14 protein-coding genes are annotated in these 15279 nt (G+C 39.9%); 5 read left to right on the top strand and 9 right to left on the bottom strand.

All coding sequences use genetic code 11. The features are described from left to right. Positions 1–341: 341 nt before the first annotated feature. Complete coding sequence (locus tag V7266_RS07475) at positions 342–521, bottom strand: hypothetical protein (protein WP_335467147.1); 180 nt, start codon at positions 519–521, stop codon at positions 342–344. 178 nt (positions 522–699) lie between these two features. On the opposite strand from V7266_RS07475, the gene V7266_RS07470 reads away from it, so the two are divergent. Next, positions 700–942, top strand: coding sequence for an HPr family phosphocarrier protein (locus V7266_RS07470; protein WP_335467145.1), 243 nt, complete (start codon positions 700–702; stop codon positions 940–942). A 167-nt stretch (positions 943–1109) separates the two neighbouring features. On the opposite strand, the gene V7266_RS07465 is transcribed toward V7266_RS07470, so the two are convergent. From V7266_RS07465 to V7266_RS07450, 4 genes are all read right to left on the bottom strand, one after another. Then, a complete protein-coding gene (locus V7266_RS07465; RefSeq protein ID WP_335467143.1) occupies positions 1110–1931 on the bottom strand; it encodes a DUF4405 domain-containing protein in 822 nt (273 codons plus the stop codon). A gap of 194 nt (positions 1932–2125) precedes the next feature. Next, on the bottom strand, positions 2126–2443 hold the full coding sequence (locus V7266_RS07460; RefSeq protein ID WP_335467142.1) for an antibiotic biosynthesis monooxygenase family protein: 318 nt from the start codon (positions 2441–2443) through the stop codon (positions 2126–2128). Between the two features lie 37 nt (positions 2444–2480). Then, positions 2481–2849: a hypothetical protein gene (locus V7266_RS07455; protein WP_335467141.1), complete on the bottom strand. Its 369-nt coding sequence runs from the start codon at positions 2847–2849 to the stop codon at positions 2481–2483. 226 nt (positions 2850–3075) lie between these two features. Next, on the bottom strand, positions 3076–4005 hold the full coding sequence (locus V7266_RS07450; RefSeq protein ID WP_335467139.1) for a DsbA family protein: 930 nt from the start codon (positions 4003–4005) through the stop codon (positions 3076–3078). Positions 4006–4197: 192 nt separating this feature from the next. Between V7266_RS07450 and V7266_RS07445 the strand changes: the two genes are divergently transcribed. Further along, complete coding sequence (locus V7266_RS07445) at positions 4198–4764, top strand: TetR/AcrR family transcriptional regulator (RefSeq protein WP_335467138.1); 567 nt, start codon at positions 4198–4200, stop codon at positions 4762–4764. A 147-nt stretch (positions 4765–4911) separates the two neighbouring features. Here V7266_RS07445 and V7266_RS07440 read toward each other — a convergent pair whose 3' ends face one another. From V7266_RS07440 to gltB, 3 genes are all read right to left on the bottom strand, one after another. Then, positions 4912–5400, bottom strand: a complete 489-nt coding sequence (locus V7266_RS07440) for a nitroreductase family protein (RefSeq protein ID WP_335467136.1) — start codon at positions 5398–5400, stop codon at positions 4912–4914. Positions 5401–5719: 319 nt separating this feature from the next. Further along, on the bottom strand, positions 5720–7186 hold the full coding sequence (gene gltD, locus V7266_RS07435) for a glutamate synthase small subunit (protein ID WP_335467135.1): 1467 nt from the start codon (positions 7184–7186) through the stop codon (positions 5720–5722). A gap of 17 nt (positions 7187–7203) precedes the next feature. Beyond that, entirely contained in the window at positions 7204–11751 is a 4548-nt protein-coding gene (gltB, locus tag V7266_RS07430) for a glutamate synthase large subunit (RefSeq protein ID WP_335467133.1), read from the bottom strand. 131 nt (positions 11752–11882) lie between these two features. Here gltB and V7266_RS07425 point away from each other — a divergent pair, with 131 nt between their 5' ends. From V7266_RS07425 to V7266_RS07415, 3 genes are all read left to right on the top strand, one after another. Beyond that, the gene (locus V7266_RS07425; protein ID WP_335467131.1) at positions 11883–12785 is read left to right on the top strand and encodes a LysR substrate-binding domain-containing protein; all 903 of its coding nucleotides are present in this window, start codon (positions 11883–11885) and stop codon (positions 12783–12785) included. Positions 12786–13163: 378 nt separating this feature from the next. After that, positions 13164–13307 carry a hypothetical protein gene (locus V7266_RS07420; protein WP_335467130.1) on the top strand — a complete coding sequence of 48 codons (144 nt, stop codon included), beginning with the start codon at positions 13164–13166 and terminating at the stop codon, positions 13305–13307. A 90-nt stretch (positions 13308–13397) separates the two neighbouring features. Then, complete coding sequence (locus V7266_RS07415; protein WP_335467128.1) at positions 13398–14216, top strand: cobalamin-binding protein; 819 nt, start codon at positions 13398–13400, stop codon at positions 14214–14216. 127 nt (positions 14217–14343) lie between these two features. On the opposite strand, the gene V7266_RS07410 is transcribed toward V7266_RS07415, so the two are convergent. Beyond that, positions 14344–15279 (bottom strand): mechanosensitive ion channel family protein (locus V7266_RS07410; protein WP_335467127.1); only part of this gene is annotated, 936 nt, incomplete at its 5' end.

Genomic DNA, 15279 nt, shown 5'->3' with positions numbered 1-15279 from the left:
AGATTAATTTCTGTTAACTAATTTTGATAGTTATGATCAGGCTTTTGTAGCGGGTTTTTTCGCGATGTTAATGGAAATATGGCGGCAGGAAGGTATCTTTTTATCGCACGCTTCCCTAATAGCGGAATCGTGAACCAAGGAAGGATCATTATACACAACAAGAAAAACTTAGATTTTCGCATTATACACCTCCAATTTCTAGGGTGTACATTTCAATTCCATATATACAATGCGCATGAAACACAACAGGGGTTGTTTTATGCTTTTTCAAATCATGATGGCATACGGGAACACCGTATGCCTTTTTTGAGCATTAGGTGAGTTTTTTCTATTATATAGATCTACCCTGCATAATTTTCATTTTCTTCAATCAACGAGACGGCATGAATGCTTGCGTTGGTTTGTTGCGCTTGTAATTGGTGCTTTGCCTCCTCCACACTTTCTGCATTCATATTCTTGAAATAAACGCCCCCGCCTAACTCATATTCAACAGAGTAGGTCCTTGTTTTCGGTTGGTCCATCCTAACCCTCCTTTCCTATTTCTCTTAGTATGAGCTTTTTCAAATAATAAAAATTTGCAGGAAAAAGTATTTCAGTTGTAGAAAATTAATATCATTACTAGTAAGGGGATGATTTCCAAAAATTATATTAAGCTAAATTGTTATTTAAAAAATAACATCTCACAGGAGAGAAATGAACATGAGAGTTAAGGACATTAAGGTTAAAAAAAATTTATCAGTTGATGAATTAATAAAGTTTATTGAAACGGCAAATAAATTTGAGAGTGATATTAAAATCAGAGGGGCTAACTTCACGATTGATGCCAAAAGTATTATTGGTGTCCTAACGATTGTTAGGGCTGGAATTGATGTGACCATCATTTCAAGAGGAGACGACGATGAAGAGGCTCTGACGGCAATCACTCATTTGTTAATTCAATGAATAAACCATTAAAATAGAAAAGGAATGCTATGGAAAAAAGCACTTCTCCATTTTACATTTAACTAAATAAAGCAGAGGATTCAAAACGGAATCTGCTCTGCTTTTTTGCTGTATTGAGTTTTTTAGTATTTTAACAATATGCCTCTACGCATGAACCTTTCAAATCATTAAGACACTTTTGGCTCCATATGTTTTGATTTCCGCTTATTTCTTAGGATTCGTTTTTCAAGATAATAAGTAGGAATGATGATGGCTGCCCAAATGGCAAAATAGTTAAGAACCACTAGGAATGGGTTGTTGCTGCCACCATGTCCTTCTCTTCCATTATGATTAAATTTCTCTTTATTAAAATCGCCACTAGTTGGTGCCTGGTTAGGATTGTCTGTGCTGCCATTATTGGATGACTGCCCAGCTTGCTGCATTTGTTCCTGTTTGAAACCACCAGTGGTTGGGGTCGCAGTTGAAGCAAACCATTGGATTCCACTCGCTAATATGGCAAGTGACAGAACCACTGACACAAGTACACCTTTTCTAAGTTTTCCTTCCTTGGATTTGAAGGCCCTCTTACAAATACTCATAACCCATTGCCAATGGACACCAATATGAAGACCAACTAGGGCAAGTGTTACATCGGCAGAAAGGCCATGAATCTCTCGAATAGCGTTTCCCCCTTGAATCGCGAGACTCGGAAAAACAATCCGTGAAATGAGAATACCTGTGACGATGACGGTCACCATCGAAATTAATAGCAAAATATTTATTAGAAAACTAAATCGAGTTTTATTGGGAAGTTTTGGGTCAAATATCCTTTTAGTGGTATTGATCACCCAACGATAGTTTAATCCAATGTGGATAAGAATGGATACTCCTATTATGACACCCGCAATTTCATGAAATGGTAATCCATCTAATACTCTTGGATTCATAAGTAATACAAATGTGATTGCCATCATCAGATCAAGTATGATTTTTGTATAATTCTTTTTCAAATGAACTCCTCCATCTTTACCATTAACCAATCTGGTTCACAGTTTATAGGGAGAACCTTAAGAAAAACTTAAGTTTGTATGTGAATACACAATCATTATTATTCCTAAAATAACTGTTTCATATTTCACAGTTATTTGGTTCTCTTACCGAATCCTGATAGGCATAAAAAAAGAAGCCCGAGGGCTCCAAGATATTAATTATATGGTTTTACCGATTTTACTTCATATTTTCCAACTTCTGTATTCAAAATAAATTCTGGTTTAGGCTTTCCAAGGTTGGCTTTATGGTTGGCTATATGTGCATCACTTTTTTCCCACTGCTTCCAATACTCCTCAGATTCCCATCGGATCATAACGATAACTTCTTCATCTCCCCGGCGAACTTTTTTCTCCATAACCGTTACATCAATAATGCCTTCTTGTTTTTCGATCATGCCTTCTCCGCTAAATTGTTTGATGACTTTTTCCGCATTTCCCTCTGCCACTGTAATTTTTCTTAATTGAATAAACATATAATCATCCCCAACTCTTTATTTTAATCAATTTTGATTAGTCATTTTTTACCTGTGTGTTATCTGGAGTATCGTTTGCAGCTAAAAGAGAAGATTCCTCTTCTTGTGTCTCTTTAAGATCATTTTCCATTCCTTCAAATTCGTGGAGTTCAAATAATTGAACAAATTCGTTAATGACCATTTCAATTGCTTTTAATTCACCAAGTAAAATTTGATCAATGGATTGAAATTCAGGAGCATTAATTTGTGCCTTTAAGGTAGAGCGTTTAAGATTCATCATTTCTAAAAAGGCAATGGCTCTTCCTCGTCGGAACGTTTTCGCACCGCGATGGTGATGATCATGGTCTCGTTTATGCCGGTTACCTCTATGGTGGAAGTCTTTATCCTTAAATTCATCGCTTCTCATGAATAAATCCCCTTTCGTGTATACAACTGTATACGTAAGTTATATTTATAATGTATACGATTGTATACAAGAAGTCAAATGAATTAATCAATTATTTGAGATCTTTTAAAGTTTTTTTTCTTTAAGCTAAACAGTTGCTTTTACTATCGCCCAGCTACTTAGGACAAATAAAAAAAGACTGTCATTATGACAGCCCATGAAATTTCATCCTTGGTATTAGGAACCTCTATTTTTCTTGGCTTGTTATATACAATTCCCCTAGAATTTCCTTCACTTGATAAGTACCTGGGGTAAGCTCTTGTTCAATAAATGAAATCATATCTGATTTTTTTAAATCGTACATCACTTCAATTTCCTTCGAGAATAAGAGGTTCTCTTTTTCAAGCAAATCTGAAAGTGCTGTGATTTGTTTTTGTGGAAGATGGTCTATACTAAGAACTTGTTTCAGCCCAGCTACATAGTTCTCTATTGTTCGTGCACCAACTATTTTTACCCCTTTATTTTCTTCATTTACGATGATAATGGTTGGAAATCCTCTAACACCTAATCGGGCAGCTAGTTGGAAATCTTCCTTTAATAATAGATGTCCACTTTGGAGTTCTGCTTCTTTTACAATAGCTTGACCATCAAGTCCAATCTGATTGACGATTTTTATTAATATGGACTCATCCGCAATATTTTGATTAAAGGCAAAAAGGGCTTCTCTCATCCGGCGTAAAAATACATTTGCTAGTTGCTCGTTATATTGTTGAATAAATATAAATACTCGTGAAGGCGGATAGGATGAATGCACAGGATTGTCATACCATAGTGTACCATCAATTGGCATCCGGCTATATTCACCAACTTCTCTCCAGTGCCCGGCAACATCTTGAGGTCCTGCAATTCCGTTTGCAGGATCAACTGGTCCGTCGCCCCATTTTTCTAACAAACCGCCCATAACCGTATGGAAGTTAAAATAATTTCCATACTGCTCTACAAATCGGCGAAGAACTGGTTCGAGTGCCCAGCAATGAGAACAGATCGGATCTGTCACATAATATAGATCCACGTTTTTTATAGGTTGATTGAAATGAATCATCTCCATTTCTTTCTCTCCCCCTACACCACATATACCGGTTTCTAAATCACAAATCATATTGTTATTTTCATTCATACTAAAATACACTCCTTAATGCGTTGATGAAGACGGGCAGAAACTAGGAACGGCCCTTTAGATTTGAGTTGCGAATTGTTGTACAATGGTATTCTAGTACCTAACGAAAAACATCCATACCAATAATTGATTTGATTTATCGTATATACAACATATATTAGAATTTGTCGAAAAATTAAGAGGGAGAAAAAAATGAACCAATCAAAAACGGATCCCCGTATTCTTCGGACACGGAAATTAATCATGGATTCTTTTATTGAACTTTCAGGTAAAAAAGAATTCAAGGATATTACGATTAAAGATATTACGACAGAAGCAATGGTCAATCGTGCTACTTTCTACTATCATTTTGAAGATAAGTATGACTTATTAGAAAAGGTACTCTCAGAAGTATTTTTAATTAATTTGAATGGAGAAATTATCGAGGAAAATGAACTAAATGCAGATAAGATCGTAAGTATTTTCTTGGCCATTACAAATTTCCAAAATTCTTTATCCAATCGCTGCCATAGAGGATATGAAGAAACCATTGCTCGCATTATTAAAGAACAACTAGAAATCATGTTTTATAAAATGTTATTAAAAAGAAAATCCGTACAGGACGATCATGCCCTAAAAATTACGGCCATCATGTTAAGCTGGGGGATTTATGGAGCATCGGAAGAATGGCGGAGGAATAGTAAAGTACCTCCGGAGGCATTTATCAAATCAGTAATCCCTCATATCTTTGAGGGGATTGGTACTAATTCTAAAAACTAAAATGAACTATGCTAATGCCCCGTTTCCATTAACAGTCCGAACATAATGGATATTGAGGTTGTCTTACCAGACTAATGAAGGATATAAGAATCTAACAACGGATTCTCTGGTTCCAACGAGAATCCGCCATCTCATGAAATTCCTTTTTTATGGTAGGTACTTCATTTTTTCTTGAATAGGTGTTCTCTCTTTTGGTTTGTTTATTTCAGCTGGATAACCGACACCAAACACCCCAATGACATCATAGTCATCAGATACACCTAGAATATCACGGTTTTTCTGATTATTTCCCATTGATGACCAGAATGTGCCAACTCCTTCTGTCCAAGCAGCTAAATTAAAATTTTGCACAAAGCAAGCGGTGGCAAGGGCATTTTCTGCTGTTTCAATTTCTGTGGCGCCGTGCCTAGATAAAATAGCAAGTACCACAGGCGCATGACAGAAATTAGTTTTATGATTTAGTTTTGCTCTTGTCTCCTCACCGACTACGTACACTTCCCATGGTTCGGTCATTTTATGATTGGGGGCCATTGTGCCTGCTTGCAGCCAATTGTTTATGAGTTCCATACTGACAGGTTCGGATTTGAAATCTTTTATATTACGACGAGAATAAATGACTTCTAGAATATTATTCAAAATAATTCCTCCTTTTGATTCTATTTCTATTTAAAAAAACGTTAATAGACTGGTAAACCATTATTATTTTTAGTCGGTAGATACCACGGCCTTTCCTTTTTTTGGTTCACTACCTAACGACCGAACCGATAATCCCATCCATAAATAATAGAGCGACCCTAAATAATAGTCAAATGATTGCAACTTTTTAAATTATTCCCTTGATGTTTATTGGTACATTAGTTTCCAAAAAAACAGGCACCACCCTTATCGGATGATACCTGTTCCGCTCCGTAACTACCCACGGAAGTTTTTAAATAGAATTAGCTAGAAAGATTTATTAAACCATTAAGAATTTGTCGACTTCACTTGCCACTTCACGGCCTTCGTTGATCGCCCAAACGATAAGGCTTTGTCCTCTTCTGGCATCTCCTGCAGCAAAGACTCCCTCAACATTGGTTTTGAAATCGCCGTATCTAGCTTGAACCTTTTGGTTAACTGCTTTCACACCGAATTGTTTTAACAGCGGCTGCTCTGTTCCCTCAAAGCCAATGGCAATAAAGACAAATTGAGCTGGCCAAACTTTTTCAGTGCCCGGGATTTCTTCAAAATAATAACGGCCATTTTCATCCTTTAATTTTTCCATTTGGATGGTGTGAAGCTCTTTTAGGTTTCCATTTTCATCAGAAACAATTTTCTTTGTTTGAATCGAATATTGACGAGGATCTTCTCCAAATTTTGCTTCTGCTTCTTTATATGCGTAATCCATTGTAAAAACGTTTGGATAAGCTGGCCATAAATTATCAGAAGTACGTTCTGCAGGCAATTGCGGATGCTTACCAAACTGAACAACACTGCGGCAATTTTGACGAAGGGCTGTTGCCACACAGTCGGCACCAGTATCACCGCCGCCAATAACGATAACGTCTTTACCTTCTACATTGATAGCTTGACCATCTTCAAAATGGGAATCTAATAGACTTTTAGTGGCTAAAGTTAAATAGTCCATCGCAAAGTGAATACCCTTTGCTTCGCGGCCTTCAATCACTAAATCACGCTGTTTTTGCGCTCCTGTACAAAGAATGACTGCATCGAACTGTGCTTGAAGTTCTTCAGCTGTGATATCTTTGCCCACTTCTGTATTCGTAACAAAGTCAATGCCTTCTTGTGTTAATAAACGAACTCGGCGTTCGACGACTTCTTTTTCAAGTTTCATATTAGGAATTCCATACATTAGTAGTCCGCCTGGACGGTCCGCACGTTCAAAAACAGTTACGGAGTGGCCTGCTTGGTTAAGTTGATCAGCAGCAGCCATTCCTGCAGGACCAGAACCGATAATCGCTACTTTCTTGCCTGTCCGTGACGTTGGAATTCTAGGTGTAATCCACCCATTTTCAAAACCCTTATCGATAATGGCTTGCTCGATATTCTTGATGGTTACGGCTGGGTCGGAAATGGCCACAGTACAAGAACCTTCACAAGGCGCCGGACAAACCCTTCCAGTAAACTCAGGAAAATTGTTCGTTTTCATCAAACGATCCAATGCCTCTTTCCAACGGCCGCGATAAACTAAATCATTCCACTCCGGAATCAGATTGTGAATGGGACAGCCTGATGTGGCTCCTTGAATTTCCATTCCAATATGGCAGAAGGGAGTGGCGCAGTCCATACACCGCGCCCCCTGTATACTTAACTTTTCATCCGAAAAAGGAACCTTATGCTCATTCCAGTCGTTTAATCGTGTTAACGGATCTCTTTCTCCTGCTTTTTCACGAGCATATTCCATAAATCCTGTTGTTTTCCCCATGTTCCCTGTCCCCTTTCTTAGCGGATTGCAGCTTCCTGCTGTTTAGAATGTGTTGGTTTTGCCCCAGAATTCGCTAAAAAGGCGCTCATTACGGCTTCTTCTTCCGATAAACCTGCTAGTTTTTGTTCCTCGATCAAATGAATCATCCGTTTGTAATCTTTTGGAATGACTTTGACAAATTTTCTGACACACTCTTCCCAGTTTTCTAGAACACAGCTTGCCTTTACACTTTCTGTAAACGCGAAATGGTTCTGGATTAACTGTTTTAGCTCATCCTGATCGGCGGTAGTTGATACCGATTCAAATTCAATTAATTCTTGGTTACATAAATGCTTAAATGCATCCTGATCATCAGCTAAGACATAAGCAATTCCGCCGGACATACCTGCTCCGAAGTTCTTGCCAACATCACCTAAAATGACCACACGGCCGCCAGTCATATATTCACAGCCATGGTCGCCAATTCCTTCAACCACCACGTTTACACCACTGTTACGAACAGCAAAACGTTCACCAGCACGGCCGTTAATATAGGCTTCACCACTGGTTGCCCCAATAAAAGCAACATTCCCGGCGATGACATTTTCACCTGAAGCGATCTCTGTAGGTTCATCTGCTTTAACGATAATTTTCCCGCCAGACAGACCTTTACCAACATAATCGTTCGCGTCTCCGGTAAGTTCAAGAGTCATACCTTTTGGTGCAAAGGCTCCAAAGCTTTGCCCCGCTGAACCAGTAAACCTTAACGTAATCGTATCCTCTGGAAGTCCTTCTTCACCGTAGCGTTTAGAAATTTCACTTCCGACAATCGTACCAGCTACGCGATTAACGTTAGTAATTGGGAAGCTGACATCTACAGGCGTTCCATAATCTAATGCTGATTGAACAGCAGGCAGAATGTTTGTTAAATCAAGCGTTTCGTTAATTTTGTGATTTTGCGGACGTTTAAAAGTACGCGCTCCTTCAGGCTTGTGAAGTAAAGCTGTTAAATCTAAGGATTGAGCCTTCCAGTGTGTTTTTGCCCGCTCACTTACTGCTAGAACATCCGTACGGCCAACCATTTCCTCAACCGTTCTGAAACCAAGCTCAGCCATAATCTCCCGTACTTCCTCTGCAACAAAGCGCATAAAGTTAACGATATAATCAGCTTCACCGGTGAACTTTTTGCGAAGCTCAGGGTTTTGCGTAGCGATACCAACCGGACACGTATCCAAGTGACAAACACGCATCATCACACAGCCTAGAACCACAAGTGGTGCAGTGGCAAAACCAAATTCCTCTGCTCCTAGCAATGCTGCCATAACAACATCTTTACCTGTCATTAATTTACCGTCTGTTTCAAGTACAACACGGTCACGCAGCCCGTTCAGCATAAGCGTTTGATGGGCCTCTGCCAATCCAAGCTCCCACGGCAATCCAGCATGCTGAATACTTGTTTTTGGCGAAGCACCCGTTCCGCCATCGTAACCGCTGATCACAATAACATCGGCTACAGCTTTTGCTACACCGGCTGCTATGGTTCCAACACCGCCTTTAGAAACAAGCTTTACGCTAATGCGGGCATTACGATTCGCATTTTTCAAATCATGGATCAACTGAGCCAAATCCTCGATAGAGTAAATATCATGGTGCGGCGGCGGTGAAATTAAGCTGACACCAGGTGTTGCCCCACGAACGTCGGCAACCCATGGATAAACCTTTTTACCCATCAACTGTCCGCCTTCACCAGGCTTAGCGCCTTGTGCCATTTTAATTTGCAGCTCATCGGCATTGACAAGATAATGACTCTTTACACCAAAACGGCCAGAAGCAATCTGTTTAATCCTGCTTCCTCTGTTGTCGCCATTTTCATCTAAAACAAAGCGGCTTGGATCTTCCCCGCCTTCACCCGAGTTGCTTTTTCCGCCTAAACGGTTCATGGCAATCGCTAATGTTTCATGTGCTTCCTTACTGATCGATCCAAAGGACATCGCACCTGTTTTAAAGCGTTGGACAATGGAATCTACAGATTCTACTTCTTCGATTGGCACAGCTTGGCGTGAACCATTGAATGAGAATAAGTTACGTAAGAAGCCAAGTCTTTCTTCATTTGCAAGATTCGAATATTTTTTAAATAAGTCATAATCTCCGTTGCGGCAAGCCCATTGTAGAGTATGGATTGTTCCTGGATTAAAGGCATGGTGTTCACCGTCATGTCTCCATTGGAAATTACTTCCTGACTCTAATGTTTTGTCAGTTGTTTCCTTAAACGCATCCGAATGGCGTAGTTTAGCTTCTTCTGCGATGGTTTCTAAACCAATTCCACTAAGCTGTGAAACTGTTCCAGTAAAATAACGATCGATGACATCAGAGCTGATTCCTACTGCCTCAAAAATTTGCGCCCCACGGTAGCTTTGCACCGTTGAGATACCCATTTTCGACATGACCTTAACAACACCTTCGGTCATGGCGTACACGTATTTTTCAACCGCTTCTTGATAGGTGAACGGCAATGTTCCTTGCTGAACCGCTTCTTGATAAGTAGCGTATACAAGATAAGGGTTAATCGCATCTACGCCATATCCAAGTAACACGGCAAAATGATGAACTTCTCTGACTTCCCCTGTTTCCACAAGGATACTGGCCTTCGTTCTTAAGCCTTCACGAATGAGGTGCTGATGCAGGGCGCTCACTGCCAATAAGGATGGGATAGCCACTTGATTTTCATTCATGTTACGGTCCGACAGGATAATTAAGCTAGTACCTTGCGCAATCGCTTCATCTGCTTGACGGCAAACTTCATTCAAGCTGGCTTCTAAATTGTCAGTGAACAAGATGTCGATCACTTTACTCTTAAATGATTCGCTGATCTTTAATTCTTCAAGCTGACTGTTTGTTAAGATCGGTGTCTCCAGCTGAATCCGACGGCAATTTTCTGCTGATGGATGTAGTAAATTTCCTTCCGCTCCTAAATATGAAATCGTTGAAGTTACGATGGCTTCACGAATCGAGTCAATCGGCGGATTGGTCACTTGAGCAAATAATTGTTTAAAATAGTTAAATAGGTTTTGTGGACGATCTGACAAGACCGCAAGCGGCATATCATTTCCCATTGCTCCAAGCGGATCCTTACCTTCACTCACTGCTGGCAGAATATATTTTTGAATATCTTCATACGTATAGCCGAAAGCTTTTTGGCGAACCAGTAAATCAGCAGGAACTTCTCCTACAGCCTCTACCTTTTCTTCCAAGTGATCCAATTGCTCGTCTAGCCATTGCTGATAAGGCTGCTCGCCTGCTAACTCGGATTTAATTTCTTCGTCCGAGATGATGCGGCCTTCTTCTAAATCAATCAAAAGCATTTTTCCTGGGCTTAAACGTTCTTTGTATAAAACTTTTTCTGGTTCTACATCGATGACGCCAACTTCTGATGAAAAAATAATATAATCATCTTCTGTAACGTAATAACGTGCCGGACGAAGACCATTCCGATCCAAAATCGCACCAATTTGTTTTCCGTCTGTAAAAGAAATCGCTGACGGTCCATCCCAAGGCTCCATTAACGTACTGTGATATTCGTAAAAAGATCTCTTTTCCTCTGTGATATGAGGATTATCAGACCATGGCTCAGGAACAAGCATCATGGCTGCGTGCGCTGGTTTGCGGCCAGCAAGTACTAAGAATTCAAGTGCGTTGTCTAAAATCGAAGAATCACTTCCGTCGGTATCAAGGATTGGCAGCACTTTTGCTAAATCCGTTCCAAACGCCTCAGACACGAATTGACTTTCACGTGCCTTCATCCAGTGAATATTTCCCTGAAGAGTATTAATCTCCCCGTTGTGGATTAAATAACGGTTAGGATGGGCTCTTTCCCAGCTCGGGAATGTATTAGTACTAAAGCGTGAGTGTACTAAAGCAAACGCAGAGACAAAATTCTCATCCTGTAAATCCAAATAGAATTGATCGACTTGTTCAGGTGTTAATAGTCCTTTATAAACAATGGTCTTGCTTGAAAAACTAGCAAAATAAAACCGGAATTCAGATTCCTTTGCCCAATTTTCTGCCTGCTTCCGTATCACGTACAATTTTCGTTCAAACGCTAATGAATCCGTACTATTTACGCTGGCACCAACAAACAATTGGCGTACAACAGGACAGCTTTCCTGTGCCGTTACCCCTATATTTTCAGCATTGACAGGAACTGTTCTCCAACCAAGCACTGTTTGCCCCTCTTGTTCGACCAATTTATTAATATAGGTTTCTATTTTTTCCCGTTCCGCATCATCCTTTGAGAAGAACAACATCCCCACGCCGTATTTCCCTTGTTCAGGTAAGTTCATAGCTGAACATTCTTGGCGGAAAAATAAATCCGGGATTTGAACCATTAGTCCCGCGCCATCGCCCGTTAGCGGATCGCTTCCTTGTCCGCCGCGATGATCCAATTGACAGAGCATTTTTAGTCCTTTTGCCACAATATCATGTGTGGCATTGCCTTTGATATGAGCATATAAGCCGATACCACAGGCATCATGTTCAAATTCAGGACGGTAGAGACCTTGTGCTTTTGGTAGTTTGTGATATGTCATTTTAAATCTCTCCCTGTTGATTGTTGTCGAAATATTGCATATAAATATATTGTAGGTTACCTTAATAATACAAACAATATATAATTTATATAGAATTAATCTAATTTTTATATGAATAAAGGAGAATCAAAGTGGAACTTCGTCAATTACGTTACTTTATAGAAGTTGCCGAACGGCAGCATGTGACCGAGGCAGCTGAAAATTTAAATGTTGCACAATCGGCTGTTAGCTATCAAATTACAAAACTAGAAGAGGAATTAGGGTTAAAGCTATTAGAAAGAGTTGGCAGAAATATTAAGGTGACACAGATTGGAACGATTTTTTTACAATATGTAAAAAGTGCCTTAAAAACGCTGGATGAAGCGCATGAAAAAATAGATGAATATCTTGATCCCCAGGCAGGAACCATTAAAATCGGTTACCCGACAAGTCTCGCCAGATATTGGCTTCCCACCGTTATATCTGCCTATAAGAAGGATGTTCCAAATGTAAACTTCCATTTGCGTCAAGGCTCTTATGCCTACTTGATCGATGCGGTTAAAAATGGTGAAATTGATTTGGCGTTTCTTGGCCCAGTTCCAATGAAGGATCCGGATCTTGAGGCTAAGATTTTATTTATGGAAAATATCGTGGCCTTACTTCCTAGTCACCACCCTTTGGCAAATCGTAAAAGCTTGTCTTTGGGTGAGCTGCGAACAGATTCATTTGTTTTATTTCCAAAGGGGTATGTCCTTCGGAAAATTGCTGTGGATGCCTGTCGTGAAGCAGGCATTGAACCCAACATCACATCCGAGGGCGAGGATATGGATGCTCTAAAAGGACTGGTTTCCGCGGGAATCGGCGTTAGCTTATTACCGGAGAGTACTTTTTATGATTCTACCCCCCGCTTTACAGTCAAAGTACCAATTGAAACACCAAAGGCCATGCGGACCGTTGGCGTCATTATTCCAAAACACAGAGACCTGGCACCATCCGAAAAAAATTTCTATGACTTTCTGATCCAATTTTTCAACAGACTGGACCAGTATAAATAAATAGACGAAGTAAGTGGACGGTTCGAGACCACTGAAAAGTCCCTTAATTGCAAGTAGTGTATGGTAAGTGGCTGTTGATTTCCGCTCCAGGCGGCTTCGCTTTCCGCGGGCGTGCCGGGGAGCCTCCTCGGCGCTTAAGCGCCTGCGGGGTCTCCCCTGTCCCGTACTCCCGCAGGAGTCTTCGCCGCCTTCCGCTCCAATCAACAGAGTTCTTTTACTTAATTAATAATAAAAAGAAGAAAACAGAAAGTTTTTCAGTGCCGTCAACAATTCTTCTGTTTCGAATAATGTTTATATACTCTAAAGTGGGTATTTATCCAATCGTTTTGGGGTTAAGTCTCATAGGTTACTGTAACTAAAATGGAAAGGATGATTTAGATGTATCATTACATATATTTACATTACTACCATCCGTGGTATAAACCCATAGCCGTTCCTATTATTCCTCCACCGCCGGTCCCTCCTGCTGCTGTTACCTATCGAAATTATCTGCCTTCGTTTTACACCGATAGCCGTTACTAGAAAGCAACATATCGAACACTTTAAACTTTCCACCTCCATAGAATGGTCTTATTATAATAATGAGATGATTCGTTGATTGGAGGTTTTTTGTTGAAGTTAATATCCATTTGTCCTAGCAATACCGAATTGATCGCCTATTTAGGGTTAACATCTTCTCTAATCGGCGTAGATAATTTTTCTGACTGGCCTTTAGAAATCAATGAATTACCCAGGCTGGGACCTGATTTAGAAATAGATATGGATAAAGTTGAAAACTTACAGCCTGATTTGGTTTTAGCCTCCCTTTCCGTTCCAGGAATGGAACGGAATATTAAAGAGCTAGAAAAACGTAAGATCCCATATGTAATTGTTCCAAATCCGCAAACCTTACAAGAAGTCGGCGACTGTCTTTTGTTTGTCGGAAGTGCAACCAAAACCTATGACAAAGCAAAACAATTGTCTGAAAAATTCACTCAGATACTAACAAACTACGACTCTTTGAGCCAACAAGCAGTTGCAAAAAAGACACTTTATTGGGAGTGGTGGGCGAAACCAATTTTTACTCCAGGTGCCGAAAACTGGCTAACCGAAGTCAGCAGGCTAGCAGGTGGACGAAATATTTTTGCAGATAAGGCGAAAGCAAGCGTTCAAACTGATTGGGAAGACGTACGGCTCCGAAATCCAGATGTTATCTGTGTTGTATGGGTTGGCGTCCAAAAAAACAAAGTGAATCGAAAGGTAATTCTAAAACGTCCCGGTTGGGAACAAATGAATGCAATCAAACACAATCAATTATACATTCTCGAAGAACCTCTTTATTGCCGGCCATCCCCCCGGCTGTTGAACGGACTGGCCAAAATCGCCCATCTTCTTCATCCTGATATTTATCCAATCTACCATGAAGAGGATGACTTATTAATGGATTCTTAACGGAAGCACGGGGACGGTTCTCCCGCTTCCGTCCTTTTATCAGGCGCCATATAAGGACAAAAAAATAGGCTGTCATAGACAGCCTTTTCGATTAATCTTTTGCACTTATCCGCTCAACGAGCCATTTTCAATCAAAAGAACCCATGGTTTGTAATAATTCATTTGATTGTGGAGATACATAAATAGTTCGGCTAGGAAAAGCAATTTCTACTCCCTCTTCCTCTAAAATCCCCATAATGGCCAAATTGACTTCATGTTTAATTTTCACGTGTTCTGCCCAAACCGTAGAATTTGTGAAGAAATAAATCAGAATATCGAGACTACTCTCATTATAATGATCAAATGCGACCATGATCGTATCCGGATGGATTTCTTCGTGAGTCCTCAATAATTTTTCAATTCGGATGACAACTCTTTCAATTTCTTCTTTTGTAGTTTGATAGTTAAGTCCTAAATGAAAATCGATTTTCCTTTTCCCCATACGGCTCCAGTTGGTAATAGCCTCGTTTGCAAGCGTAGCATTAGGAACCGTAACAAGTGCTTGACTAAACGTGCGAACTTTCGTGCTTCTAAAATTAATGTCTTCGACGATACCCTCGACACTTGGGGTTAAGATCCAATCACCGATAGAAAATGGTTTTTCCGTGACAATGACGACCCCGCCAATGAGGTTCCCTACCGCTTCTTTGGCCGCTAAAGCAAATGCAAGTCCCCCTAACCCAAGACCTGCCACCAAACCATTGACGTCATAGTTAAACTCTTGCCCGATAATACTGATGCTGATCGCAATCATAATGACACGGATCGCTCTTGAAATAAACGGAATAAGGATTAAATCAATTTTATTGTTGAGTTTTTGATTAAAACTAATTAATAACCCCGATGTAGGTGAGGACAAGTTAAACAATCCCCAAGTAATTAATACAATGACCATTGAACGCAGCAATTTTAAAAATAACGCATTGTGTTGTTCAATAAAAGGGAAATAGTCCATTGCTATATACAAACCTAAAATAATAAAGAACCATCCTAGAGGACGTTCAAAACTTAAACAGATTTGTGT

This window comes from Neobacillus drentensis, from assembly GCF_036965645.1.
In the GTDB taxonomy this organism is placed as follows: domain Bacteria; phylum Bacillota; class Bacilli; order Bacillales; family Cytobacillaceae; genus Neobacillus; species Neobacillus drentensis_D.
This window is presented reverse-complemented; position numbering and strand designations above follow the sequence as displayed.